General features: G+C 42.2%; 18 protein-coding genes and 2 tRNA genes. 5 read left to right on the forward strand and 15 right to left on the reverse strand.

Annotated elements, in window-relative coordinates; all coding sequences use genetic code 11:
* Nucleotides 1–375: 375 nt before the first annotated feature.
* A complete protein-coding gene (locus tag AB6D06_RS13515; protein WP_372110488.1) occupies nt 376–3,027 on the forward strand; it encodes a DUF2235 domain-containing protein in 2,652 nt (883 codons plus the stop codon).
* Nucleotides 3,020–3,598, forward strand: a complete 579-nt coding sequence (locus AB6D06_RS13520; protein ID WP_372110491.1) for a hypothetical protein — start codon at nt 3,020–3,022, stop codon at nt 3,596–3,598. The genes AB6D06_RS13515 and AB6D06_RS13520 overlap by 8 nt, the downstream gene beginning before the upstream one ends.
* Nucleotides 3,599–3,842: 244 nt before the next feature.
* Here AB6D06_RS13520 and AB6D06_RS13525 read toward each other — a convergent pair whose 3' ends face one another.
* The 13 genes from AB6D06_RS13525 to AB6D06_RS13585 form a co-directional block, all read right to left on the reverse strand.
* Nucleotides 3,843–4,019, reverse strand: a complete 177-nt coding sequence (locus tag AB6D06_RS13525; RefSeq protein WP_371714996.1) for an AlpA family transcriptional regulator — start codon at nt 4,017–4,019, stop codon at nt 3,843–3,845.
* 62 nt (nt 4,020–4,081) lie between these two features.
* The gene (locus AB6D06_RS13530) at nt 4,082–5,458 is read right to left on the reverse strand and encodes an McrC family protein (RefSeq protein ID WP_372110494.1); all 1,377 of its coding nucleotides are present in this window, start codon (nt 5,456–5,458) and stop codon (nt 4,082–4,084) included.
* A gap of 5 nt (nt 5,459–5,463) precedes the next feature.
* A complete protein-coding gene (locus tag AB6D06_RS13535; RefSeq protein WP_372110496.1) occupies nt 5,464–7,548 on the reverse strand; it encodes an McrB family protein in 2,085 nt (694 codons plus the stop codon).
* A 95-nt stretch (nt 7,549–7,643) separates the two neighbouring features.
* Nucleotides 7,644–9,419, reverse strand: a complete 1,776-nt coding sequence (locus AB6D06_RS13540) for a DNA/RNA helicase domain-containing protein (RefSeq protein WP_372110498.1) — start codon at nt 9,417–9,419, stop codon at nt 7,644–7,646.
* A 12-nt stretch (nt 9,420–9,431) separates the two neighbouring features.
* The gene (locus AB6D06_RS13545) at nt 9,432–9,674 is read right to left on the reverse strand and encodes an NUDIX domain-containing protein (RefSeq protein WP_372110549.1); all 243 of its coding nucleotides are present in this window, start codon (nt 9,672–9,674) and stop codon (nt 9,432–9,434) included.
* A 3-nt stretch (nt 9,675–9,677) separates the two neighbouring features.
* Nucleotides 9,678–9,827, reverse strand: a complete 150-nt coding sequence (locus tag AB6D06_RS13550) for a hypothetical protein (RefSeq protein ID WP_372110501.1) — start codon at nt 9,825–9,827, stop codon at nt 9,678–9,680.
* A gap of 12 nt (nt 9,828–9,839) precedes the next feature.
* Nucleotides 9,840–13,136, reverse strand: a complete 3,297-nt coding sequence (locus tag AB6D06_RS13555; RefSeq protein WP_372110504.1) for a type I restriction endonuclease subunit R — start codon at nt 13,134–13,136, stop codon at nt 9,840–9,842.
* Nucleotides 13,137–13,268: 132 nt separating this feature from the next.
* Nucleotides 13,269–14,951 (reverse strand): SWIM zinc finger domain-containing protein, encoded by a 1,683-nt coding sequence (locus AB6D06_RS13560; protein ID WP_372110507.1) that lies wholly within the window; start codon nt 14,949–14,951, stop codon nt 13,269–13,271.
* A 169-nt stretch (nt 14,952–15,120) separates the two neighbouring features.
* Nucleotides 15,121–16,494, reverse strand: a complete 1,374-nt coding sequence (locus AB6D06_RS13565; protein ID WP_372110510.1) for a restriction endonuclease subunit S — start codon at nt 16,492–16,494, stop codon at nt 15,121–15,123.
* Nucleotides 16,484–18,130 carry an N-6 DNA methylase gene (locus AB6D06_RS13570; RefSeq protein WP_372110512.1) on the reverse strand — a complete coding sequence of 549 codons (1,647 nt, stop codon included), beginning with the start codon at nt 18,128–18,130 and terminating at the stop codon, nt 16,484–16,486. The genes AB6D06_RS13565 and AB6D06_RS13570 overlap by 11 nt, the downstream gene beginning before the upstream one ends.
* A 128-nt stretch (nt 18,131–18,258) precedes the next feature.
* The gene (locus AB6D06_RS13575) at nt 18,259–20,247 is read right to left on the reverse strand and encodes a UvrD-helicase domain-containing protein (RefSeq protein ID WP_371721604.1); all 1,989 of its coding nucleotides are present in this window, start codon (nt 20,245–20,247) and stop codon (nt 18,259–18,261) included.
* Nucleotides 20,247–21,977, reverse strand: coding sequence for an AAA domain-containing protein (locus tag AB6D06_RS13580; protein ID WP_371721605.1), 1,731 nt, complete (start codon nt 21,975–21,977; stop codon nt 20,247–20,249). The genes AB6D06_RS13575 and AB6D06_RS13580 overlap by 1 nt, the downstream gene beginning before the upstream one ends.
* A gap of 337 nt (nt 21,978–22,314) precedes the next feature.
* Nucleotides 22,315–22,545 carry a helix-turn-helix transcriptional regulator gene (locus AB6D06_RS13585; RefSeq protein ID WP_136980188.1) on the reverse strand — a complete coding sequence of 77 codons (231 nt, stop codon included), beginning with the start codon at nt 22,543–22,545 and terminating at the stop codon, nt 22,315–22,317.
* A 329-nt stretch (nt 22,546–22,874) separates the two neighbouring features.
* Between AB6D06_RS13585 and AB6D06_RS13590 the strand changes: the two genes are divergently transcribed.
* Together AB6D06_RS13590 and AB6D06_RS13595 are read left to right on the forward strand one after the other, a co-directional pair.
* Nucleotides 22,875–24,086, forward strand: coding sequence for an Arm DNA-binding domain-containing protein (locus AB6D06_RS13590; RefSeq protein ID WP_371721606.1), 1,212 nt, complete (start codon nt 22,875–22,877; stop codon nt 24,084–24,086).
* On the forward strand, nt 24,087–24,395 hold the full coding sequence (locus AB6D06_RS13595; RefSeq protein WP_102321029.1) for a hypothetical protein: 309 nt from the start codon (nt 24,087–24,089) through the stop codon (nt 24,393–24,395).
* A gap of 557 nt (nt 24,396–24,952) precedes the next feature.
* Here AB6D06_RS13595 and AB6D06_RS13600 read toward each other — a convergent pair.
* A tRNA-Val gene (locus AB6D06_RS13600) sits at nt 24,953–25,029 on the reverse strand.
* Between the two features lie 69 nt (nt 25,030–25,098).
* Nucleotides 25,099–25,175 (reverse strand) — tRNA-Val (locus tag AB6D06_RS13605).
* A 757-nt stretch (nt 25,176–25,932) separates the two neighbouring features.
* Here AB6D06_RS13605 and AB6D06_RS13610 point away from each other — a divergent pair.
* Complete coding sequence (locus AB6D06_RS13610; RefSeq protein ID WP_372110517.1) at nt 25,933–26,946, forward strand: porin; 1,014 nt, start codon at nt 25,933–25,935, stop codon at nt 26,944–26,946.
* Nucleotides 26,947–26,949: the final 3 nt, after the last annotated feature.

Consider the following 26,949-nt stretch of genomic DNA (forward strand, 5'->3'; position numbering starts at 1 on the left):
AATAGCTTTGGTCGTAAGTATTGAAGCTTCAAATGTGCATTGCAAAATCTGCCTTATTGGCAAGTGGGTGTACATAGTACGCCTTCGCGGAGGCTTGAGCCCAGTGCAGTGAAAGTTGCACGCTGGGTTCTTAGGAGAGCGGCACCTGGTAACAGGTGTCGCTTATCCGACCATTCCTTCTTTCTGCAAATAACCAATCACCCAATTAGCACATTATTTAACGGATTTCCTCTAACAGGTTTATTAGTTGATACTGACTATCTGGTAATTCAGTCATAATGACAGGGAAGAACGGCACACACTCACCATATTATTCAGTAAGATACGATTATTTATTCGCCAGTAATTAGTCGGACTTGTATAGGAATAAGTGCCATGAGTATATCGGATATAAAAGTAGTAGAGTTTCATCAAAAGCAAGGTGGTCAGTCTATCGCTGCCGATGAGCTAACAAGCTACTTGATTGACAGCGGTTCAATATCTAAATTTCATGATGCGCTACCTGATGAGTTGCAACGAATACTTGCTCCTTTTGTGGAAAAAAGCCCGAATGCTTACCTCAACGCATTAAAATCTCAATTAAAATCAGAAAGGTGGGTGGCAGTCAACGCGGCATCCTCCGTGCCTGCCTCTTCTTATAAAAGTGCGTACTACCCACCGGTACAACAAGAGCCTAAACTCGTAAGCACCCAAACCACCGTCAGTAATACAGAAGAAGACCAAAGACAGGATCTTGAATACACTTTTGAGCTCTCGTGCTCTCAGTCGTCTTTTAGTTCACATGTTGGATGGGATGTGGCGTTAGCTAAAACGAGTACGTCACCGATGCATTCTCGTTGGAGCGAGCAAGAAAACGAGCACAGCACGCAATTGGTGGCCAGCATAAAAGAGGATGCGCTAAGGACGCTTGCATTGTCATCGAGAGATTCTGCAGTACCCTTATCAATCCCTGACGTCTCAGCCAAACCTAAAGGGACGAACGCACTCAATGAAGCCTTCCTCGCAGTGATGCCGGCTGTACAGTTTGGTGAACGACTAGGGCTTGCCACTCAAGGGTATTATTACCACTTTAGTGAAGGCAAGCTCGTTCAAGAGTACAAAATCATCGGTAATGGTAATTGTCGGTTCTGCCTGACCTATTCGGATGAACTCACACTTAGCGATGAGCTTCGTCCTACCGCTTGGCAAAGTGCGATACCGATTCAATGGCGTGTCGATAATCAGGTGTTGGACAACCAGCACTTACTCTATCTTCCTCGTAAGTTGACACAAGATGAGTTTTCTTCGGTGAATCCAGCGTGGCTCAATGAGCAAGGACTTGCGTTGAATATTTCAGAACTTGTGGATGTAGGACAAGGTAAGGAAACCCCGAATGAACGATATCATGCCCCACTGAATTGCCATTACCCACACCCTGGCCGTTTATTACATGGGACAGAGATTGTCGCCATCAATAGTCCCAGTCTCGTTGCCAAAGGTATTCCGGTCATCAATCTTCGCCCTGAAAAACTCTTTCGTATCGGCGTGTTTTTTGATGGGACGGGGGCCAACGATAAGAATGACGCTTACAAAGAGCAGCGTGGAAATAAGTCACGCAGCAATGTGGCGCGTTTGTTTGCGGCTTATCCGCAAATTCAAGGTGAATCAGCAAAAATTTATGTGTCCGGTGTCGGCACCGTCGACATTGAAGACGACAGTCAGCGCCCCGCCATCATCGATGCCGAAAAAGATGAAACCGGACCAGAGCAGGCGCTTGGGGTGGGTGCACAGCAGGCCTTTGGTGGAGGCTTTGCTGATGCTATTGCGGGTATTAGCGGCAAAGTCTTACTCAACTATGTGGACGGTGAAAATGGTGCGTTTTACAAATGGCAGAGTTTGCTTAGTCAGTTGCAGCGCACTATCGATGAATTGGAACAATCCGGCTCTTATAATGACATCACCCATATCGTTTTTGATGTTATCGGTTTTAGCCGAGGTGCGGCATTATCTCGTCACTTTGTTAATGCACTGTACCAAGGATTACCGGATTACCATCGACCAGTTGCGGGCAAGCAGGCGGATGTTACGGTTTACCCTCATCTATTGGGTAATGAAAGCAACAAAAAGTTTTCAGAAGAAGGTGGTTATGAACGCGATGATACGAAAGGCGTCAGTGTAAGGTTCTTGGGGTTATTTGATACCGTAGGGTCGTTTTACTTAGCGGGGAATAACGATGAAGGTAATTTTCAGCTGGGCCTAGAGCCGACGATGGCCACCACGGTCTTGCAGTTGGTTGCCGAACATGAGTATCGGAAAAACTTTCCATTAACTTCACTGAGTCGTGATAATTGGTTACCCGATAATTTCCACCAAGAACACTTCCCAGGATGCCATACCGATGTGGGAGGCGGTTACCCTTCAATTGAGCAATATGAGAAAGAGGGACTCCCTGACTATGTGGGCTTTCCGGTGAGCAGTACCTACAACCGTAACGAAATAAAATCAGAAACCATTGATATCGTGCACGCTAATTTTGCATACCCTGGGGGAAGTCTAGATAAGGTTGCTATGATAGAGCGCACTCGCCAAGTTAAAGATGCCGAATGGAAAAAGACATGCCGACAACGGTTTGGCCATTACGGTGAGGTAAAAGAAAAAGACAACACGCTCTATTTTTATCACTTTAAACCCGTGAGTAATGCGATAGCAGGGCTAGCCCTTGAGCGCATGAAGCAACAAGCTCAAAACGCAGGAGTAAAATGGATCGAGCCAGATTATATTGAAAACCTAACTCCTGACTATGTGAACGATGAGCTCTGCCAATCTCTATGGGCTAATATGTCAACCAAGCAATTGGGGGAGCTAACCAGCGAAGATTGGAAAACAACGCTTCAACCAACGCTTATCTTTGACAACTATATCCACCGCTCTCATGATACGGTGATTAACCTCCCGTATAAGACGGTCAGGGAAACTCTTATAAACAGCATCACAACCGATGAAAAAACAGAAAAAACACCAGAGCGGAGAATTTGGGACAATGCCTAAGTACGTAATAACGACACTCCTCATTGCAATGGTCGCCTTGAGTGGTTGTCAAGAAGAGCAGCCGTTAATAAAGGCGAGCATTGGTAATGCGGGAAGCCTTAGTGGGTTCTATGGGATCCGTGATGTCGCTATCCAAACCACAGGCGGTGGTTGGACCGGCTTTGGTTATGGAGCAGTCAATGGCTATCCTGGAGCAAGTGCCGACATCGGAAAAATGGGCGTCCCCGCACATATCAAAGGGACATGGCGTAAAGGCTGGAGTTATGATGATGAACTGGTCTACTACCGTATTGATGCACCGATTGACGCTGAATTAGCTGAGAAGAAAATGCGCACTTTGCAGAGCTATTATAAAGACTATCAGCCTGCTCGAGCTTCAATGCAGGTCATCGTAGATGAAGAGCGTATCCAAGTTATGTTTACTGTTGGCTGTTATTCTTACCGGATGGATTGTTCACCAAGTGAAGATGCGGATCCAAATGGATGGGTAGTGATGAACCCATCGAGTACAACTGAAGTGGTTGTTTTGTTTGATGGTAAAGGTGAATCTTCGCCTGTACCGTTTGAATGATGATTCTAATACTTAACGGCTACGCACTGGCGAGATAGTGCTCTAAGTTTAGTGGTTTGAGATACTTGTAATTATTAATGGTTTTTTAATTTAGAAGAATCGCTAACAAGCTTTTGTCCAAATGTGAGTTACGATACCAACAGGTCGCCTGTACGATCTAGTCGTGACTAACCAGCGGGTGTATAAGATCGAGTATGAGTTACTGCATATAACTCATGACCTTTGAGCACTTATTAGCTGTCAGTCATCGCTGATTTAAACACTCTGTCATCCACTCTTCCACTTCATTGTCGAGCCAAGCAACAGCTCTTTCTCCTATAGGTGCGGGCTTAGGAAATGAGCCCTCACTTATCTTGCGATAAATAGAGGATCTACTTAACGCAGTCTTTTTCATGACTTCTTTTATTTTAAGAAATCTCATTGGTATGCCTTATTTATAATTACTCGCGAAAATGTATACCTTTGTGACTTCAAGGAACCACATTAGTTAGGTGACCTTTGAGAGACTTCCGCTCTAGAGGTAAAATTGAAATCTAGTGGCCATCTGATGCCCGCATGTTTCTTCTCTGATATATCGAATGGTACGACCCAAAGCTGATGCCCACCTCCCAACTCAAAGGGGAAATGCAGTGCTTCATCAAAGTTATCTTGGCTAGGGTAAATCAGCACTACATCCTGTCCACTTTCATCATCCGCAAGGTATTTTTTTGCATAAGCAAACAGTTGGTAAATATCCGATTGGGAGATATTTGAATTACTTAACTTGGTATTGAGGAGCTTCCACTTCGTATCGAGTACGACTTGATTGGTGCTCCCTTCCTTAATGATCAAGTCCGGGCGTAAACTGAATTTGTTTCTACCGTCATAACGGGCAAGGTATTCACCAGTAACTTGTGTACTAACACTGAGCTTAGGATGACTGACCGCTAGTTGTTCTTTTAAAACTTTAGCAACGTAGTCTTCAAATACCTTCTCCATAGGGAATAAAAGAGAAGCTGCGTTAGCACCACCTTTCATCGTTTGTGGAGAAAAGCCTTCTAAGATTAGTCGACACCAGTCTAAAGGTATTTGGTAGTAACTCATCCCTCTATCAAGCCTGACTTTCGAAAAATCAACGCTGTAGTCCATACTCTCTGGTATTTCATTGAATACAAAGTCTAGCTCTTGTAACAACTTCTGATTTTCTGCACTCCGCGTATAGCCTTTCACTCGTTTTAGAGCACTATGCATTAACCGGTTTACGGGACGATCGAGTAAGAACTCATCGTACTCACAGTAAAATTTATGCTTACTAATGGAGTTATGCCTAACTTGTTTTCCTACATTCAGCTTCCCCTTTAAGAAACCTAAATTGTCTTCCCTACGTACATAGTCGCTTCTTAAGCCACGTTTTACGAGCGTGTTCACCGACTGTAAGAACTGGCCTATAAATACCTCTAACAACGGCATTCTTTGGCGAGTAATATTAGCATTCGAGGTTTGAATATGTGAGAAACCTTTCAACGCACGTAACATTACTAGTAGTGTGTGCCGAGCTTTCACATAAGCGTCATCATAGTTGTTGTCACTACCTTCATCTGTGAAGCCTTTTCCGATTTTAGGCAAGATTTCAATTTGCGTTTTATCTGGCGTAAACATAACTCCTGCATAGTTTTGAACTTGCAGAACTTCCATACCATTTCGACGACGTAATTGAAGAAGATTTCTTTCATTCTCATTACTTAAGCAAAGCTGCTTGAGATATTGATAAGCTGATATAGAGATAGCTTGAACGTGTGAAGATGTAGTCTGATCTTTAAGCACATCTTCACTCACTAAACAGTCATACTCGAAAAGAGTGATTTCTTGCTTGGCTTTCACTAAGCTTACTCGCTATCTTTTGCGTAGATAGTTTTGAACGCTGTCGGATTTTGCCAAACAGTCCCTTCACCAAAAGGCTTGAATGAGTATGTCACTTTGCAATCCTCATACAACTCTAATCCATGTTCAGGGCCAAATAACTCACTGTAGAAGTCTTCTGTTCTTTGCAAAAATTGTAATCCCTCGTCTTGTTTCAAACTGTCACCGAGGACTAAACGAATCTTGCTCCAATCTTCATAAAAATACTCTTCCAATAGTGGGATTATCTTGTTCTTAAATGCTGACTGTAGCTCGATAAACGCCTTGCCTTCATCAACCTCATTGAAAACAGGGAACAAGAAAGCATGACCGAGCGTATGCTCACGATCATAGAGAACTTCAATACGCTTATTTAGTGTTTCTAGCAATTTATATAAATTGATGCCCTTAACTTCTTTATCAGCAAAAAGCTTGGGGTTTGGCATCATCTCTTTAAAATCAAAACGACGACGTAATGCAGTGTCCATCATTGCCAATGAACGGTCTGCCGTGTTCATAGTGCCAATGATATATAAGTTATCTGGTACTGAGAAAGTATCACCAGAATAAGGTAGGGTGACTTCTAGCGGCTCCTGCGCACCTTTGCGCTTAGAAGGTTCAATCAAGGTAATCAGTTCACCAAAAATTTTTGAGATATTACCTCGATTGATCTCATCGATAACTAATACATAGTTTTGGCGTTCTGTTTTGACTTCGCGCTTACTATGCGCAAGCTTTTCTAAATGCTTGATCAAAGCAGAATAGTAAGGGTTCAATCCTCCATTAATCACTCGAGCACCATGAAAGATGTCTTTTAAGGTTTTTACACTCAAAGAATGAGTTGATTCGCCTTTGTCTTTTTCGAAGCGAATTGTGTTGTTATCGACATCAGTCACTATGAAAAACGTACGAACTGTGTCGACTCGAACGCCCTCTTCCAGTTCAGATAAACTATTTAAAAAACGCCCCCACAATGTATCAAAATCATCTTTCTCATCCGTGGTTTTGGTTTCTTGGTAGTCCTTAGCTTTTTCACAGAGCGCCTTAAATACACCCTCTTTTTCATAGTAAGAAATTTGACCGCCTTCTGTTTTAGCACTGAGTCCTTCCACAAACTCTTCATACCCATAGCTTTGATGAAATGTGACAAAACGAATTCGACCAGCGGCAGTCAGTGCTTTGTATTTTTTCGTTAGTGAGCCTCTTTGCTCTTCTGATACACCGGTTTCAGGATCAATGTTTATGCTGGCGTAAAAGTCAGGATCAGCGGCTTGAACTGCGGCTTCAATAGTATGATAGGTTTTACCAGTGCCTGGCGGCCCATACAAAATTTGGTTAAGCGGAGAGATGATACTGTGACTACTATATTCATGGTTCATTTGGCTTTCCTTCTCACTATCATGCTTAACTCTCAGTTCATCTAAACTCATCGAGTAGTATGGTTGCAGAATGCTCTCTTCAAATAGCTTTAGGTCTTGTTTTTGCTGGTATACCTTTGCAAGAGTACTGTTATAGCTTGGGGCCCAACCTTTACTTGGGCCTGCGTACTTTTGTAACTCTGACAAAGAACGGACTAACTCATACTTTCGAAACCTCCAACCATGATCTAAAGGAGATTCATCATCGAACATAGCCTCTCCAGTGACTCGTACCAAGGCCTTTAAATAACCGCTGCGAGAAAGGCTTACGATATCACTAACTTTGACTTCCTTGATAAAACGACTGCCCTGACTTTTTGCTGTTTCGCTATGTACAGCTAGATAGTTATTTTCGTCTAGCCATTGGGATACGCTTTCAGATATTTCGTTGAAACCATGGGAAACTTTCCAAATATTAGGGATAGTTTGTAGTGGGTCTTTGTTGACTAATTTATACCCTTGCTTTTCAAAATACCTCTCAGCTTCAGACGTATGACACTGACTGTGGTGGACATCAAAAATCACACTGTAGAGTCTTTTTGCTGGATACAAATTGCCGTCAATTTCAACAAAGTGATGAAAGTCCTTTTCGTAATAACCATCTTGCTTCAACTGAGTTACGGCATCCTCAACTGACCGCTTTGAAACGTCCATACCTAGCCTCTTTCCTTACTATTATTCTTGCTTTGTCCTGTTCTAACAGGATTTTGATAAACACAACTATAGTTTTGATTGAATGATTGCTGCCTTTATAGGCATTGTGCACCTGCACCTAAGAAATATTCGTAAGTTTCGTCGAACAGTGCCTCTTGAGGGAAATAAAACACTACGCCATCTCTACCTCTTGTCATCAGTACCCGGTAACTATTAAGCTTAATTTGAAAAGGGTTTTGAACATTTCTATTGCCTTTATGAAGAACCCAGCCACTGCCATTGTAGAGAAAGTCTTTCGCCCAGATTAGCACTGGCATATCAAGCTCTAACCCCTGGCAATCAAACTCACTAATTGTGCGCTGGAAACTACAACACGATGTCGAAGAACTAACGTCATCATGGAACCATGGGCCCAATGGTTGTTTGTTATACTTGATGTTGTCTGACGAACTTAACAAGCCATACTTCTTGTTGGTGTTTTGATATCTATTGAGACAGTATCTTTTGGCTTTTTCCAAATCTCTGGTTAGATAGATATTAAAACCGTCTTTAATCGTCTGCTTAGCCAGCGCAACATCCGGCTTATCATTCAAAACACCTTCCACCCACTTAGGATATAAACTTGCGCTATGAGCTCGTAAAGACTGGTCTAAATTTAGCAATGGGTTTACTCGAACACGATTACTGCTCATGAATTGAAAATGATGCTCTAACGCTGGTGGGCAAAAAACAATCCAAGGCTCTTTACTACTTTTCAAAGCATCGCACCAAAGAGAAATACCCACTTCTTCACCCACATAAATCTCTTGTCCCTCTCCAACTAGAGCGACATAGTGACAAGGCGTTTTATCTTTATCTTTATCTGCGATCCTGATGATGCAAGAAGGCTCCGACATTTGGTAATTCTTGTTTTTATTTTCGTCCCACATCCTCTGGGCTTCATCAAAAACAACCAAATTAGTATGAGGGGTTGTACGTGGCTTCATATATTCGCGTTTAAAGTCTTTCAACGCGCGAACAAACGTTTTGTCATCAAGAGCATATTGCAAGACATCTACCAGCGGGCCATTCCCAGATAAAAACTGGCCTCTTTTGTTCCGATGTACAAACTCCAAACCCAGCAACGTCTTCCCTGCTCCAGGAACACCAGTAACCAGGGTCAATACACTCGCCCGATTTCTATTTCCTTCACTCTCAACCCAAGCAGTTACTTTATCCAACTCATCAAGCGCTTCATAAATCCCTGCGCTTTTAGCGCTCTTTAGTTCTTCTATTGGGTTGTTTTGAAATATCTCTACTGCCGCATCCACTAAATTTGGTAATGGCGCATAAGGCGATTCAAGCCACTGTTTTAAATCAGTGTTAGTTGGAGCGCCCGTTAAGTACTTATCAAGAAAGGCTTTGAGTTTATCGCTAGATAGGATTGAGATATTACTTTCGATATCCGTTAATTTACCGGTGGATTGAGTCAAAACCAAACCGGCAATCACCTCTAGCGCAGCGCTTTCATGATGGTAATTGCAGAGATCTCGATAATAGCCACACAACTGGTCATAATCGGCTCGCTGATAGCGATCCTTCATTTTGAATTCTAAAATGAATAGCTTATTTTCGACGAGAAGCAGAACATCGGGTCTACGCCCTCCTTCCATTGGTAGAGCGTACTCAAAAATAATATAGCCATCAGATTGGGCACGCTTGGAGAGTTCTTTCTGAAGATGATGAAAACAATCAACCCAAGCTCGTTTCTGAAGTTCACCGAGCTCTAAGCCAGGGAAGTTAATACAAAACTCAGAACACATGTTGGCCAACCAGTTTTCTTCTTGTTCTTGAAGAAAGACATCAATCCTATTTGCATAGCAATAAGTCATTCACGGTCCTCTTCAGTTTGCTTGCAACTTTGCAACGATGGGAACATCAGCTGCAGCCCAATCTAAAGAAGTTAGTTCATCGAGATTTAACCACAATGCTTGAATATGCTCAGTAAGTACTATCTTTCGGTTTTCGACAGGACATAAATAAGCGTGCATCGTGATATGAAAGTCAGGGTAAGCATGCTCAACCGTCATGAAATAATCTACATGTTCGATATTCAGATGCAGCTCTTCATTCAACTCTCTTTTAATGGCTTATTCTCTCTGCTCACCTACTTCCACTTTCCCGCCGGGAAATTCAAACTTCTCATGGATATAAGCTAACTTTGAAGGACCGCGCTGAACACACAAAGTTTTATCTTCATGTTGAATAATGGCCGCTACTACTTCTATTTTTTTAACCATATTCACTTGCCCCTAACTATTCTTCTTATAATTCTCAGCCTGCTCTAGCACGCCTTTGTAAACATCATCATTGGCAACTGGTGGGAAGCCGTATTTGTGTAGCAGTAAGATTAAATCCACTTTCAACTTGGCTTTGATGTCATCGCGGCCTGCCCAGTCTGGGTATTGAGCGACATTGTCTACTGTGGTTTTCATCTCCTTCGCCAGTTCGAGCATCTTGTCATCGTCGTAAGTGAAATCGTACTTCTTGCGCATGTGGTTCAAGATATCGAGGAACGCTTTCTCTTCTAGGTCGATGCCTAGGTCTTCAAACGAGCCCATTTCTTTCACGATATCAAAGATAATGTCGGTCATTTCTTGAGAGAAGGTATCGAACTCCTCACCATTCAACACATCATTTTCACGACGTTCGTTGTATTGCTCCACCAGCGATTGGAAGCGCTTAGAGAAATTCATCCCTTGTAGCTGGTTGACCTTTTTAAAGTCACTTATCGCCTTCTCTAGTAGCTTTTGAAGCAACTGAATCTTGGTGTTAGGCAACTTAATCTTGTTGATACGAGCTAGGTAATCTTCGTCAAAAATATCGATAGCTTCGGCGTGCTCATCACCAATGGTAAAGATCTCTTCTACTCCATCGGCACGGAGTGCTTCTGCCACTAACTCTCGAACACGCTTATTCATTTGTGCCGTGTCTGGTGCATCACCTTTGGTTAGCTTGAAGATGATCGAGCGCACTGAGATATAGAAGTGAATTTGGTCGCGCTCTTGCTGAGATAACAATTCACTACCACAGCAAACATCATAAGCCGCCTTCATACGGCCGACTAAAGCCATGAATCGGGTTTCGCCTTTCTTGGTTTGAAGAATGTATTCTGCCGACTGATTAAGGCACTCTAGCTGCTTACACGGCTCTCCTGTGTAATAACCGGACGTATCGAACTTGTGGAACATCTGCCTTAACAGATCGAGATGGTTCTTCACCTCAATAACGGAAAAGCGAATATCTTCAAAGTTAGTCTCATCAGCCTTTGAATACATCGCTAAGGCTTGATTCATACGTGACTTGATACCAATGTAATCGACAACGAGCCCTTTCGCCTTGCCTTCAAACTTACGGTTAACACGTGAGATAGTTTGAATCAGGTTGTGTTTCTGCAACGGCTTATCGATGTAGATAGTATCCAGTTCAGGAACGTCAAAACCTGTTAGCCACATGTCGACTACAATGGCTATTTTGAAATTCGACTTAGGACTCTTAAACTGCTGGTCGAGCGATTTTCGATATTCCTTTGTCCCTAGCAGGCTGTACTGATCAGGGTCATCGTCTTTACCGCGCGTCATCACCATTTGCACCATCGCAAGTGGCTTTAACTCTTCTTTCTCTTTATCAGTCAGCTCGACACCATCAATTGATAGCTTTTCCTCGAACCATTCTGGCTTTAAGACTTTGACTTGCTGATAAAAATCAAACGCAATTTCACGACTCGCACAGACAAACATCGCCTTGCCCTTTATCGTAGAACCTTCTTTAACTCGCCCTTCATAATGTTCAACAAAGTCTTTCGCCAAAGCTTCAATACGATCAGGGTCACCAAGAATCGCGTTCATATTGGCAGAAGCTTTCTTGCTCTCTTCTATCTGATGTTCATTAGTGCCAGCTTCTGCGCACGCTTGGTAGTATTTCTCTACATCTTCTAGCTTGCTGTTATCAAGAATAACTTTAGCTGCTCGGCCTTCATAAACAATACGAACCGTAATTTCATCATTAACAGATTCTGTCATGGTGTAGCTGTCTACTGCATCACCGAATACATCAAGGGTGGCATCGATCGGCGTTCCGGTGAAGCCAACGTAAGTCGCGCTTGGCAGAGAGTCGTGTAGATACTTAGCAAAGCCGTATGTCTCTTTCACATCGACGGCTACACCATCTTGATATTTGATCACCACTTTCTTATCGAGGTTGACCTGTGAACGGTGCGCTTCATCAGAAATACAGATGATGTTTGTACGCTCTGAAAGCAATTCGATGTCTTCGGTGAACTTATGAATGGTAGTCAGGAACACACCACCGCTTTTGATGCCTTGTAGCTTGTCTCTTAAATCTTGACGGCTTTTAACTGGCACCACCATCTCATCACCAATGTAATCAGAGGCATTACAGAACTGTTTAGAAAGCTGGTCATCAAGATCGTTGCGGTCGGTAATAAGTACAATGGTCGGGCTTTCAAAATCGATGCTTTTCATCAATAGGCGAGATAGAAACTGCATGGTAAAGCTCTTACCACACCCTGTAGCACCAAAGTAAGTACCGCCTTTACCACTACCGTATGGCTTACGTTCTTTGTCAATGTTGTAGTAAAGCTTACGCGCCGCGTAGTACTGCGGATAACGGCAACAGATTTTGATCTCTTTCTTAGAGGTATCAGGGAAGAAGACAAAGTTCTTCACCACATCAAGTAATCTGGTTTGGTTAAACAACCCGGCAATCATGGTGTAGAGGGAGTTAATACCCTCTTTTTCGGTAGATTCGTTACCCGTTACTTTTCGCCATGCGTAGAAAAACTCATACGGCGCAAACAGGTTGCCCATTTTGTTGTTCACGCCATCGCTGATAATACACATCGCGTTGTAGACGAACAGCTTGGGAATATCACGGCGATAACGAACGCAAATTTGCTTCCATGCATCAAAGATGGTCGCGTCTTTCTCTCGCACGGCACTTTTGAATTCAAACACCACCAGCGGTAAGCCGTTCACATAAAGGATGCCATCAGGGATTCGAACTTGTTCATCGACACCTTCAATCTCTAGCTGGTTAACGATTTTATAGATATTGGTATCAGTCGGGTCTAGGCGATATGTTTCTAAGTAACTAACATTACCCTCTGCAACTTCTCTATCAGTATTATCTGATTTAGATTTATTCTCTAGCAACGGGACAAACATCAAGCGTAAGGCTTGTGCCAAATGTCTTGTGTCGATTAACTCAATATAGAGGTCTTTCTTTGAGCGATCTTCACGCTTAAACAGAAAGCCATTGGTTAGCCATTGGCAGAAGGTTTTATTGCTATGGTATAAATCACTGGCAGGCAACGTTGAGATCATACGAACAATGGTGTCAATTTCGCTCTCGGTTATAGCATCGCCTCGGTACTGCTTGGCAAGGTAGCGGCGTAAGTCATCTAAGATGAGTACTTGTTCTTTGTCTTCACGCGCTATTTGTTCACCCACTACGTGTGGGTAGCCTTGCTCACCCAATAGCTCAATAATGGCCTGTTCGAGTTTGGCTTCAGTAAATTTTAAGCTCATCGCCTTTTCCTACTGCTGTTTGACGTTGTTTGTTGTTTTCTAAATTGAGTTATTTAAATTTGTTTTGTAGTAACTCGGTTTCGGGCTTTGTTCCATTTTCTCAACACCGCAGATCTTGTCACCTCCGCAGAATCAGATATATTTTGAATAATATTTCTGAATTAAAGCGAACATATTACGCTTACGCTTGTACGTGGTAGCGAGTTGCGCCACCTGACTATAAAATGTCGCCAATTGAGTAGGATGCGATTTCAGCATATTCTCTAAACGTCGAAGTAACTCTAAAGCTTGATCGTAAGCCGTATTATTGGTCTGTTCGATATAAGATGAGACTGCTCGCAGATAATAATCCAGCGTATTTTCAGGTTTATCATCCACAATATGATCGGCAAGCGAAATAAGTCCTTGTATTGATATTTTATGTTCGGCAACCCATTCGCACGCTTTGTCTAATTGCTGGTTATCGATATAGAACAGAACCAAGGCATCCGTACGATCAGAAGCTTGATTATAGCGGTCTGGTTGTTGATAGGCATTGGCAAGTAGCAGTTCAGTGCGGGAGAAAAATTCAACATCATCAATTTGGTAATTGGCTTTAAACTTCGCTAACTGTTGATAATATTGAAAGCTTGGTGATTGTTCTAACAAACGGTTAGCTAATACCCATGCAGAATGGATTTCACCTAGTTCAACATAAAGACGGAATTGAGCTTGTTCGCACGCACGAAGTTCATAATCACTCGCCATTTTTTTCGCCTTAGCTAACCAAAACTCAGCTTCTAACGGCTCTTGCTCATCAATGAACATATCAACAACTTCAAGATAATCTCGACACGTTCGTGCTATTTTTTGTTTAATTTCCGCCACTTCACGCCAATCGGAGCTGTGTTTCATTAACGGAACTGCCCATGAGCGTAAGTTCCAGCTACTCTCATCTTGCGATGCTTGATCTATCGCTTGGCGGCATAAGGTTAGAAAGTGGGTGTTAGATTGCCAAATCGCTCCAAAACTCTCTTCAATCGAAGGAAATACGTCAAATTCGTAATGGGTCAAACGCTCAAACATCCACTGCGCTTTCTCTTGCTCACTCCAATTAAGCTTTGCCAGCGTCTTTGGCATGTGTTCGTTAATCATGCTTTCAATGCCATAACGATCGCCATTGGAGTCATCAATTTGCTCTAGCACCTTATTCAACCGTTCAACAAGGTAGTTGATTAATTTCCATTGATGATCGGCGTTAAGGCTTTGCATTGATTCAATGATCATGTTCAATTGAATTTCTGCTGAGTTGAAATAATCATGGCTTTCTCGCCAATCCCAGAGCTGTTCTCGCGGTAAGGCTTGGGTAACCAACTTTTTCAGCTCGCCATATACGGCTGGCTTTTCGCGTATTTCAATTTTTGTCAGCAGTGCATTCCATGTGTACTCATCTTCTTCTAGGTATTCGAGTAGCATCTCTACCATGGCCTCTTCACCAAGGCTTTGCAGGTGATTTTTTATGGTATCTCGTTCACTACTTTGGTTTAAAGCTTGTTCTTGGTCTTGTAGGCAAAGGGCAACCGCCACGCCGTGCTTGCACAACATTTGATATTGCGCCGCAGGGCAAGTACAAGTGCCAACCAGATCGCCAGTGAAATCGAGGCTCACTTGATAATTGAGGCTGCCTTTGACCAGTGCGGTCGCGGTGTTGCCAACAAGGTTAAGCTTGCGTACTGCACCACTGCGTGAAAGCAAGATGCCTTTTTGCAAAGTGCTTGTTTCACACAGTGTCGTCAATTCAGAAATGTCGATTTCACGAGTATTAGTTGCGTTCATTATATTATGGTTCCACCTACGCTTTGCTTTGTTCTATTTCGGATTCATCTAATTCCCACCTTCGTCATCTCAGAACCGAGGGCCGAGGTATCTGAGATCTCGCTTTTCACCCCCGTAAAAGACGAGATTCCTGATAAGTTCGTTCCTCACTTTCTGGAATGACGAAAGGTTACTCCGTGATTGCTTTCTCTGCTTCTACTTGCACACTTTCTAAGTCGATTTCGCCGGAAAGCAATTTAGGAAGTAGCGTATCTCTGGTTTGAGCAAGCATTTCACTTTGCGCTGAGAATGCTAGTTTCTGCTTGATCATTGGCGCAATAAGCTCTGAGAATTTTACAACAGTATCTTCGGACGGAATTACTATTGGATAACTCATCAAAGCTTTACCGCTAACATTTGCTTGAGCACTTCCTTGAGCTTGAGCTTCAGCAAATTGTTTGTAAGCGGCATTTCTAACCGTCACATACAGAAGTTCATAGAGGTTTTGATTTAGAGGAGTTAAACGACCAACTCGTTGATTCAAATAAGGGGCAACGGTTGAGTGTGGAACTAAACCTGTTTCACCAACGTAACCCGTCATCCCAACTAAAATATCACCTACACTCAGTTTAAAACGTTCCAGCGGCTCAATTGTTGGCTTTGCTACGTAGCTACATGATTTCAAATCAACTATACCGGGCTTTACTGAACCAATTTTTACAACTGGAAAGCCCTCATCTGTCCAGTCTTTGCCTTTAAAAGCATAACCATTTTGGAACTCAGCGATATCGTTGAGAGTGCCTACTTTCCAACCTTCCGGTATCAACCCTAGCTCAGACTCAACGAGCTTTTCTGGGAAAAGCGAGGCAACTTCTTTTGAAAGAAAAGGCGCATCCATCCATTCTGGCTGTTCAGCATTCATTTTGGCTTTTACAGGATCAAAATCGACAAACCAAGATTTGAACAACGTTTGCGCCATTTGCTCTAGGGTTTGGTTGATTTGGTTGTTGAGGGTGATTTTTTGGTCCAACGAATCTAAGTATGAAGCGATTCGTCGTTGATTATTAATATTAGGAAGAGTCAGTTTATGTTCGCGTAACTGGCCTAGATTAAAACCTGGTACTGCTGCGCCAATTCCATTTTGGAGAATTTCTTTTTGCTTCTTCGGACCGGAAAACATGTAATAGACAAATAAAGGATCTGCCTTGTCAACATCTAAAGTCACTTTCATTTGCTTATTGGAGATAATGTACTCGTCAAATTGGCGTTGTTCATCGAGTAAACCAACTTGATTGATTGTCCCCCAGCAAGTAAATATCAAATCACCCTTTCTCACAACAGAGCGCTTAAACTCAGCTGCTTTTTCTTCACTTACAAATACCAAGCCATCATCTGACATTCTATCTGAAGTATTGGCACTTAAATTTCCACCTCTAATAACAGGAATTCCGTTCTCTTGGAAAAACTTAGAGCTAATGGCGGATCCAAAAAGTCCAGTTGCTAGAGCTGATTTTTGCTCACTAGCTAACTCTTCCAATGTAAATGTTTTCCAATCACTCCCCATAGCCCAATGCCTCCAAGTTCTGGCGAATGGTTTTGTCTAGCTCTTTGGATTGATTCATTTGGCTGTACAGGGTTTGTGTGAGCTCACTCATCTTGGTTTCAAACGGAATTCCATCATCTTCCACTTCGGCTGCACCTACATAGCGCCCCGGAGTCAGTACAAAATCATTAGCTTTAATGTCTGCAATGGTCGCTGATTTGCTAAAACCAGCTTGGTCTTGATACTTCTCTACTTTGCCATCACCACGTTCAATACGCGCTTTAAGTTCTGCTTCATCACAGCTCCAAGCGTGGTATGTATCGGCAATCAGCGCGATATCGTCTTTAGTCAGCTCTTTATTGGTGCGGCTAATCATGGTACCCATTTCACGAGCATCAATAAACAACGTCTCTTTTTGGCGGTTACGGAAACCTTTGGTGGTGTTCTCGGTTTTGTCTTTCGTGATAAACCAAATACACACTGGAATTTGCGTAGTGAAGAACAGCTGCCCCGGCAGAGCAATCATACATTCAACACGATCGTTCTCGATTAGCTGCTGGCGGATCTCACCTTCACCTGAAGTGTTTGAACTCATGGAACCGTTTGCCAAGACAAAACCCGCAGTGCCTGTTTCACTTAACTTAGACAGCATGTGTAAAATCCAACCGTAGTTGGCATTGCCTGTTGGCGGTGTACGATAGCCAGCAAAGCGCGCATCGTCGGTTAGCTCGGCTTCATTACGCCAACCTTTAAGGTTAAACGGCGGGTTCGCCATGATGTAATCGGCTTTCAAGTCTTTATGCTGGTCAGCAAAAAAGGTATCGGCTGCACGCTCACCCAAATTGCCCGATAAACCACGAATGGCTAAGTTCATCTTCGCCAGTTTATAAGTGGTCGAGGTCAGCTCTTGGCCATAGATAGCGATGTCTTTGGTGCGCCCTTCGTGCTCTTTAATGAACTTTAAAGACTGAACAAACATACCGCCCGAGCCACAAGCCGGATCGTAGATCTTTCCTTGGAAAGGTTCTAGCATTTCAGCTAACAGTGTTACCACTGACTTAGGCGTATAGAATTCGCCACCACCTTTGCCTTCGGTTGCTGCAAACTTACCTAGGAAGTATTCGTAAACACGACCGACTAAGTCTTCTTCGCTCATGTCACATTCGTTAGCTAACGTATCGATGTTTTCAATGCTGTCGATAAGTGACGCGAGCTTTTTCACTTCCAAACCTTGGCGCGAGAAGTAGTTATCTGGCAAAGCGTCTTTTAAGCTTGGGTTGTTTTTTTCGATAGTCGATAAAGCGGTATCAATGATGATAGCGATATCATCTTGCTTAGCGCGTGCTTTAACAAATGACCAACGCGCATCTTCTGGTAAAAAGAAGATGTTGTCTTGTTGGTAGAACTCTTTCATCTCAACAAAAGCTTCTTGCCCGTCGTCTATCATCTTCTGACGGCGTGCTTCAAACTTGTCGCTGATGAACTTTAAGAACACAAGGCTTAATACCACGTGTTTGTATTCAGATGACTCAACACTGCCACGCAGCTGATTAGCGGTATCCCAAAGGGTCTCTTCAAAGCCTTTGGTTGTTTTTTTAGCTTTTGACGCGGGCTTAGCTGTTGAAGCAGGTTTCTTGTTAGCGGGTGCTTTTGCCATGTTGTTAATTACTCGAATAATGTAGGACTTGGCTCTTAACAGCAGAGCCAAGATTTATTGCGTGGTATTGTATCGTAAATGCGACTTTTTGCATTGATTAAGAGTTACTTATGATAAATAAATAGCAACTAAATTTGGGTAACTTCTCCCGTAATTTCAATATGTTTTTCAACGCTAATTGGAAACTCTTCAGTACTGAAAACCACTAACTTTTGCCCAGCTCTAGTCATTGCTACATAAAGTTTACGCATTGATTCTTGCAATACTTCTTCTCTTTCCGAATCACTCAACTCTAGATTCTTAGGCTGGTTAATTATTTGACCACAACCAAGAACGAACACCGTACCAGACTCCATACCCGTACAACTATTGATATTAAGTAGCCTAATTTTGCTGCCTACGTTATCCGCTAACTCTTTGGAGTTGTTGTAGTTAATGACCTTGTTTGAACCAATACGTTTTTCAATGTCTTGCTTTAGCGACCATGGATTATACTCTGGGCTACATAAAACCATGATCTGATGAAGAGCGACTGTTCCCAACAGCACCAGGGCTGCGAGTTCGTTCAGGAACCTCTTTTTCTCATCTTGAGCATTTCGAGAATATATAATTTGGGGTTTGTGTCCTCTTGCCATTTTTTCATAGTCAGGCTTCACGTAATCTTCAGGGCTTCCTTCGAGATCATCGAGCAGAGCGTTCGCAGCGACCATTATTTCATAAGTCGTTCTGTAAGAATGATTCAAACGCTTAGTGCGCCCTCGAACATTCAAACCTACGCTCTTCCAGCTTAAACGGCTTTTTAAGAAACCTTGGTTGGGATCAGCACAAATAAATAATTGTCCCCCCGGCGTCAATGAGCGTTTAATTAACTGTAACCAAGATGGCGCGAAGAATTGAGCCTCATCAAGCAGTATGTGATCAAACTGTTCAAGAGGCTTGTCTGATAACGCAACTTCCTTAATATACAAACTCGGTAGGTATTTCTTAACCGACGACAACCGAGCAGAAAAATCAACATATAGCTGCCAAATATGTTCTCGCTGACTTTTTTGTAGTGCAAACCCACGACCCTGTCGATCGAATTCCAAGTACTCTTCTTTGTCTTTAATTAAATAGTCATTGATGTACTCTAGTTCGGACCAAATCTGCTCATCTGTTAACGATAGTTGCGTGTAAGCTTCATTTTTATCACTTAAAACGGTCTTCTTTTCTTCTTTCATATTCGCATCGCCAAATACTGGCTTAACACGCTGATGGCTTTTACTGTACTGCTTTAGCGCAAACGAGTGAAAGGTGGTAATTTCAAGGTTATCAGGTTTACCTTTAAGCCAGGTTTCGAACCTGTACTTAATATCTTCCGTCACTGGCTTATTGTGTATCGCAAGAAGGACCTTTTTTTCCGGGTATTTTTTACAATACAAAACTGCACGATTAATTAAAATCAGAGTTTTCCCACTCCCAGCGACCCCATTTATCAACCTTACTGAAATGTCTTCCTGACCTTCTTCTTCAGAATCGACAGACTCGACCATATCTAGCCTAGTAGCCAATTCTTGATCGTAATCTAAAAAAAATGGGAGCAGCTTTGCGGTATTGTCTACGGAGGTTTTTCCTCGACGAGTACTACACTGTGCGGGAATAACCGACTCCGGAAAAAACGTGCGCTTGATTCGTGAATGTGAGTCGATTGTGAACTCGGTTAGTGCGGCGTGGATTAGTTTTTCACCACGCTCAATAAACGTTTTGTTCTCAATTATTTGTACATAATCAGAGAAAGAACTATCAACTTGGAGAGAACCGTCAATTGGGAAAGTACTTTCTTCTTCCACAATCATATTATCGACGACAGCTAGATACTGAATAGGCTTTAAACCTAACGTCAACATCGAGTCATTAAACTTCAACAATTTAGAAAGACTAATACTATCTGGTTTCTCTGAATGGACTCCAACAAACACCCAACTATTGCAAGGCCCCTCAATAATACAAGGAGCAACTTGTAGAGACTCTAATAATGACTCACGAATAAAAAATTCGTCATTGAGTTTATTGAATACCTTTTTGCAATGACGTCGATGCTTGCGGTCTAAGCCTGTAATCGTATCTATATGTGCCATTAATCTACTTCCACCTTATAACAGTGACGAACCAGAGATTTATAATCTTCAATGTTTTGTCGCACCTTAGGATCATCCACCTGTTGCAGCATGCCTTCTGGGATTTCGGGACCTACAATCACCAACTTAGTCTGGGGTCTAGTAATGGCGACATTGAGACGTTCCGCTTGGAAAAAGAATTCAGCGATAGCGCTAATGTATTGCGGATCTGAGGAGCAGAATGAAACTATAATCATTTCCCGCTCTTGGCCTTGCATCCTTTCCACAGTATCCGTTACCACTAATTTTGATCCAAATATCCCTAACTTATCCTGAAGGCAAGACTTTAGAGCTTTGGCATGACCCCGAAACGGTGTAACGACACCTATCTCTTCAGCAGATAGACCCGCTTCAACAGCCGCGGTTATCAAATCGGCCACTAACGCCGCTTCTTTTCTATTTACACTTCGGGCATTGACCCCTGGAGTTTTTATGAATACAGAAGGCCGATTGCTAGAGAGGACCTCAGAATACTTGTGAGGTTTTTTAGGTAGAGAAAATGATGACAGCGTTGGTGGTCTTTTCGATTCTAATTCGCCCTTGTAATAACAGTTACTAGGCCATTCAGTTAAGGCTGGAGACATCCGATAAGTTTGGCTTAACAATACCGAAACCTTTTCATTGCCAAGAATCATCTTAGAGAAAGCCGAACTGTCCTCAAGAACGGATTGAGAAAGTATCACAGGAGGAAGCTGCTTATGATCCCCAACGAATACAAATCGACACCCTTTTCTCATTGCCATTAACGCCAATGGAACGGTAATTTGGCTGGCTTCGTCAAAAATAATGGTGTCGAATGTAAAGCTTTCAAGTCGCTCACTACAGGTAGCAAAAGGTGTCGCACCAATCACATACCCAGTGTCCGGTATATCTTCCCATTTTGATGCGTATTCAAAATGCTGAACCTTATCACTCAGTGATTTCTTACCGCCACTCGCACAAATTTTTGCAACAGGAACCCCTTCCTCTACAATTTTATTGAGTGCATTATTGATCGCCATGTGGGTATGAGAAGTCATGAAAACTCTCTGCCCTGCCTCTACAAGAAGCTTGGCGATAATACTAATAACTTTTGTTTTACCCGTTCCGGGAGGACCTTGAATACACGCTAAGTATTTAGAACCGACACCAAGCCCAACAGCTTCACTCTGCTTTTCATTTAATCCTCGAGATTCGGCATAATCCGCAGCGTCATCAAAGTCTTCGTCATAAATCGTTTCCGTATTCAAATGTCCGGAAAGCATAGGTAGCAATACGTCTCTGCCGACTTTAGATGTTGCTACATCAACCAAAGCTTTGTCATAAAACGGTTTTAAGTCCATGCCTGCAGGGTCGGCATAACAGCCTTCACTTAGTTGTGGAAGTAAGCTTTGATCTACTTTGACTTTGAGCAACCACTCTCCATCGTTTTCAGCTTCAATAGCTACTTGGTCAAATACCTTATGGTTACTTGGGTCGCCAAGATGCAAACAAATCATGTCGCCTTCTCTAAAGCGTGATTCGTTATCACCTAATACGACTTCCAGATGATTAGACCCGGAACACCTTACTGACTCTATTCGTTGAGTTTCGCCTTTTAATAGTTTTTCTTCTAAAGGTTTCTTCCAAATTTCTAGAAGGTTTTCCATGCTAGCTTCATGTTCTGCATACACAAAAGCTTGTAATTCTTTTAATACCGGAGTGAGTTCCATACCTAGCTTACCAACGTGAATTTGTACTCAAAAATGAGAATATTCATCAATACGAATAAACTATACCTTATTTTTTGAACGGCCATCACGTCAACTACACATTAGCTAAATTGTTAATTACATCCATTAGTAGACAAAGATCATCCGATATTCTCAATCAATTTCAATGAGTAACAGTGATTTCTAAGAGGAGGATGAGGAAGTATGGTTACTGATGAAGCCTAAAATTGAATAATTTTTGGGGCTTATCTTCTGACTTTTGTTAATAAGTTCCCTAAGTTTGCATTACATAAAGCACTATGAGCAAAACATAACATGAGCATAGCCACCCCTATGGTTATACGTCACTCTCACGTTCGAACATAATTAAATCAGACACATCACAATCAAAGTACTGACACAAAGCATCAAGAGTTTTTGTGGTTGTAGTGTACCCTTCGTCTCGAATCATTTTCGCCATGGCCGAACGCTGAATACCTATTTCGGCAGCAATTTGAGCTCCAGAGATCTTCCGTCCCTCTTCCGAAGATTTTTTCTCAATAAGTTCCTTTAAGTTATATCTAATCACACATTAATTCCTAAAAGATATAATAATGTGTCTTGATAAAACACAAAAGTATGGTTAAGCTGATTTTGTGTCTTGTTAAAACACAAACAATGGAGGTCAAACGGACCAATTATTACTTACAGCAAAAGAGCTTGCAGGTCGTATCAAATTTAGCGCCAACTATATCAATTCGACTCTGCGAGATTCAATTTTCATCGAAGGTAAACACTACATTCGACCATTCAATGGTAGAAAAATTCTCTACATTTGGGAAGAGGTAGAGGCAGAATTATACCAATCTGCATCACGTAACCTTCAGTATATTCCAATGGCTGGCGGGAGGGTGTGTCATGGGTAGTATCAATTCACGTAGCGGTAAGCTCTATCTCGACTTCCGATATGAAGGTATGCGTTGCCGTGAGCAAACTGCACTGCCTGCAACTCAAGTAAACCAACGCAAGCTACAGAAACTGCTAAATCAAATTGAAGCGGACATTCGCCTGAGTTGTTTTGTATATAGTGAGTACTTCCCTGAGTCTAAGAAAGCTCAAACATTTTTGAAACAAGACATCCAAGCTCAAAAACGCAAACAGGAATTACTTGGTAATTACAAAACGGCAGTACAAGAGCTACAAGGAATTGAAACTGTCTTGTTCGAAAGCTTCGCACAGGAGTGGTATGACGAAAACGAAGTGCGTTGGAAAGAGAGCTATAAGGACAGTATGAAGGTCTACTTATGGTCGTACCTTGTACCCCACTTCGGGCATTTAGACGTCGCGAAGATCTCTCGACCTGACATCTTAAAGTACCGTGCTTCTTTAGTGAAACCGCGTAACAACGGCAAAAAATTATCTGCCGAGTTCATTAATCATGTCATGACACCACTGCGCATGATTTTGAGCGAAGCCGCAGATCGCTACGATTTTCGTTCGACGTTTGAAAACATCAAACCACTACGTGTTGAACGCACTAATGTAAACCCGTTTGATTTTAACGAAGTGAACTTGTTTTTATCATCGGTACGTTCCGATTTTAAAGATTACTTCACCGTCCGATTCTTCACCGGAATGCGCACCTCAGAGATCGATGGTCTGAAATGGAAGTACGTAGATTTTGAGCGTGGTTTAATTTCAGTTCGAGAAACGTTTGTACACGGCCGTTCAGACACAACGAAAACGGTGGGTTCAACAAGAGACATTCAAATGTCATCTGTTGTACTTAAAGCTATAAAATCCCAATACAAAGTGACTGGTACTAAGGAGTATGTGTTCTGCAATGCAGCTGGAAACCCTTTAGATAAAGGTAACGTCAGAGACCGAATCTGGAAGCCGACACTTAAAAACTTGGGAATGGAATATCGCCGCCCTTATGAGACTCGACATACGGCTGCAACATTATGGTTAGCAGCCGGAGAAGCACCTGAGTGGATAGCTCGCCAAATGGGCCATACCACTACAAAAATGCTGTTCACAGTTTACAGCCGATATATACCAAACCTAACCAGGCAAGACGGCAGTGCTTTTGAAAAGTTATTAGATGCTAATTTAAATGGAGGAAAGTAAATGGCTTATTCACCTCTAGCTATTCACTGCACCAGTTTGTGCTGTGACATTCTTCAGGCTCAGCGTTTTCAGAAAATCTCTCATCAAGATATTGATTGGCTATACGATGAAATTTACGAACTTATCAAGCAACGTACTGAACTGTGGCCAGATAAATTCCATCATGAACATGTCTTTATTGATTCAGTCACGCGCGGTGTACTAAAAGCACTACATCTATGTAAAGACAAACCAAATAATCGAGATGCCAGTTGGCTGTTGATTGCAATGCAATCACGGATCAGTTTTTCTTTGAAGCAATTGCATTAATGAGAGCTACTCAAAAAAGAGCCAAATGAACCCATGTTTATTTGGCTCTTTTCTATTTCCCATTTTTGAACATTTCTATACTCTGCTTGAATCTACCCTCACCTACAACTGGCGCCTAGTTCACCTTGAAATAACTCATCAGCCATCACCCGTTAACAAGAACACTATAATTTGTTGCACACCCACTTCACTGGCCGCACAAAGTTAACGTTGATAACTTGAGCCTAAGTTCTATAGTAGTTTTGCATTAACCGTAGTGCTGGACCCTTCAAACCGCACCAGACTCAGATTAACGAGAGCATTCTTTTTAAAAATGTGCTGATGACTATTTCTTAAATGTTCTGTTACTCCAAACTGTAGATGCTTAGAAGGTTGTCACAGCATGGTCACCACGCGGTCACAAATCGAGTTTGAGAGATATGAGTCACTTAGCTCATCCAATAATTATTCAACGGGGAGGCAGACAAGAATGATGCTATTTAAGGTACTTTCCAGAAACGCAGACACAAAAAAGCCCACGCTAGGTGGGCTTTTTGCTTGTTCATGAAGAACGAATTTGGTGCCCGCTACTGGACTCGAACCAGTGACACCTTGCATGTCATGCAAGTACTCTAACCAACTGAGCTAAGCGGGCGATGTTCTAGTTTCTTATTACTACCATTGTGACAAACTCAATAGTTATGCAATAAAAACAAATAAGGAATGGTGCGTCCGAGTGAACTCGAATCCCCGCCCCCCGCCATGTCAAGGCGGTACTCTAACCAACTGAGCTACGGACGCATTCCCTTAGAACGCCAACGATGATATCTATCATAAACAGATGGTGCAAGTATTAACTGGCATCTTGCGATTCGTTTGCTCACTTTGCAATCAAAGACATAACAACATGTCGATTTTACACCCAGATTATCGTCAAACCGCTGAAAAACAAAGTTTAGTTAGAAAAAATTCTAATCCTTGATGACAACCAATTAACTAACCTAATGTGTTCAATTTGGGATTTTTGTATCTATACCGTTTTTCTTGGCCTTTACAGTAACCATACAGGTATAGATCAATGCCTATATTTAGTGTCAAAAATTTTGCTTGCCCACTGGGTTACCGTAGTATTTTGATCATTATAAGTGAAAGGCACGCAGAGGCTTTGTAACTCACTGAAATACATCATTCATAAAAATCACCACGATTTTGTAATCGTCGTCATCGAATTACTAGGCCGCAATGACTAAATTCGGATTTTTCATATAAAGTGGCCGGGTTATTACCAACATACATAAATACGATAGCACTCTATAGTCGAAAAACATCAGCTACAATTAATCTCCCTCAAGAGCAACAATCTATAAGCAATTCAAAACCCAACCCCACACATCATAGCTATTTTGAATACATACAGCACAGTAATACATAATGAAATTTGCATAATGGTAAAGCGCGCCTATATTCATAATCTGTAGGAATCAATAACCTAAATTCAATGCTATACGTGAATTTATGGTTTGCGATAAATACAAGTGTGAAAAATAGGGAATAAATTATGAAAAAATCACATATCGCCATTGCAGTGGTGAGCATACTATCGACATCTGCCGTATCGGCGGCGACCATTTATGAGACAGATGAAACAGTATTCAATATCGGCGGCCGCGCAGAAGTTCGAGGGAATTTCTCTGATGCGAATAAAAGTGCTGGTAATAGTAGCACCTATAGTGATAGATCACGTGTCCGCTTAAGTGTCGATGGCACACAAAAAGCGTCGGACGATATTTCCTTTTTTGGGAAATATGAATTCGAACTAACAGAGTCTGAAGATGGCGCATCAGATGATATCGGCATTAACACTCGATTCTTATATACGGGTGTTCAAACCAATCACGGTAACGTCTATTATGGCCACCAAAATAATGCCGTTACCTACTTAACCGATTGGACGGATATGGCTGAAACCTTCAGCGGCTATATCAATGAATACACGGTGTCGACTGCTGATCGAGCAAAAAATGTTTTACGTTATGAACTGACAAGCGACAACATCACCTTTCAAATTGATGGCAATTTCAATTCAGATAGTGAATCAGCACAAAGTGACGGCTTCGGTGCAGTTGTCGCCGGCAGCACTTCGATTGGGTTAGATATTGGCGTCGGTTATGCGTCAAGTGATGAAACCTATGGCGTTGGGACAGATACAGAAACTTCTGATGCCTATATTGGTGCGGTTAAGTACACCAACGATCAGGGGGTTTGGTTCGCCGCACTCTATCAATTTGGTAGTATTTCAGGTCTAGGCGTAAAAGATTCAGACTACGATTCTGCCGATGCTTACTTGGGATACTCGTTTGGTGTCAACACCGTCAACCTGACCTACAGCTACTTTGAAGCTGACGATATTGCAGATTACGACATTAACTTTATCGGTCTAGAATACGCACGTTATATTGGCGATGTGGCCTTCTTTGGTAGTTATAAGTTTAACATGTTAGACGAGGGCGAAGGTGGGGAAGGCGATAACGACGAAGATGAGCTACAGCTCGGTATGCGTTACGCGTTTTAGTCT

Source organism: Vibrio sp. 10N.239.311.G01, assembly GCF_041465805.1.
Taxonomy (GTDB): Bacteria; Pseudomonadota; Gammaproteobacteria; order Enterobacterales; family Vibrionaceae; genus Vibrio; species Vibrio crassostreae_C.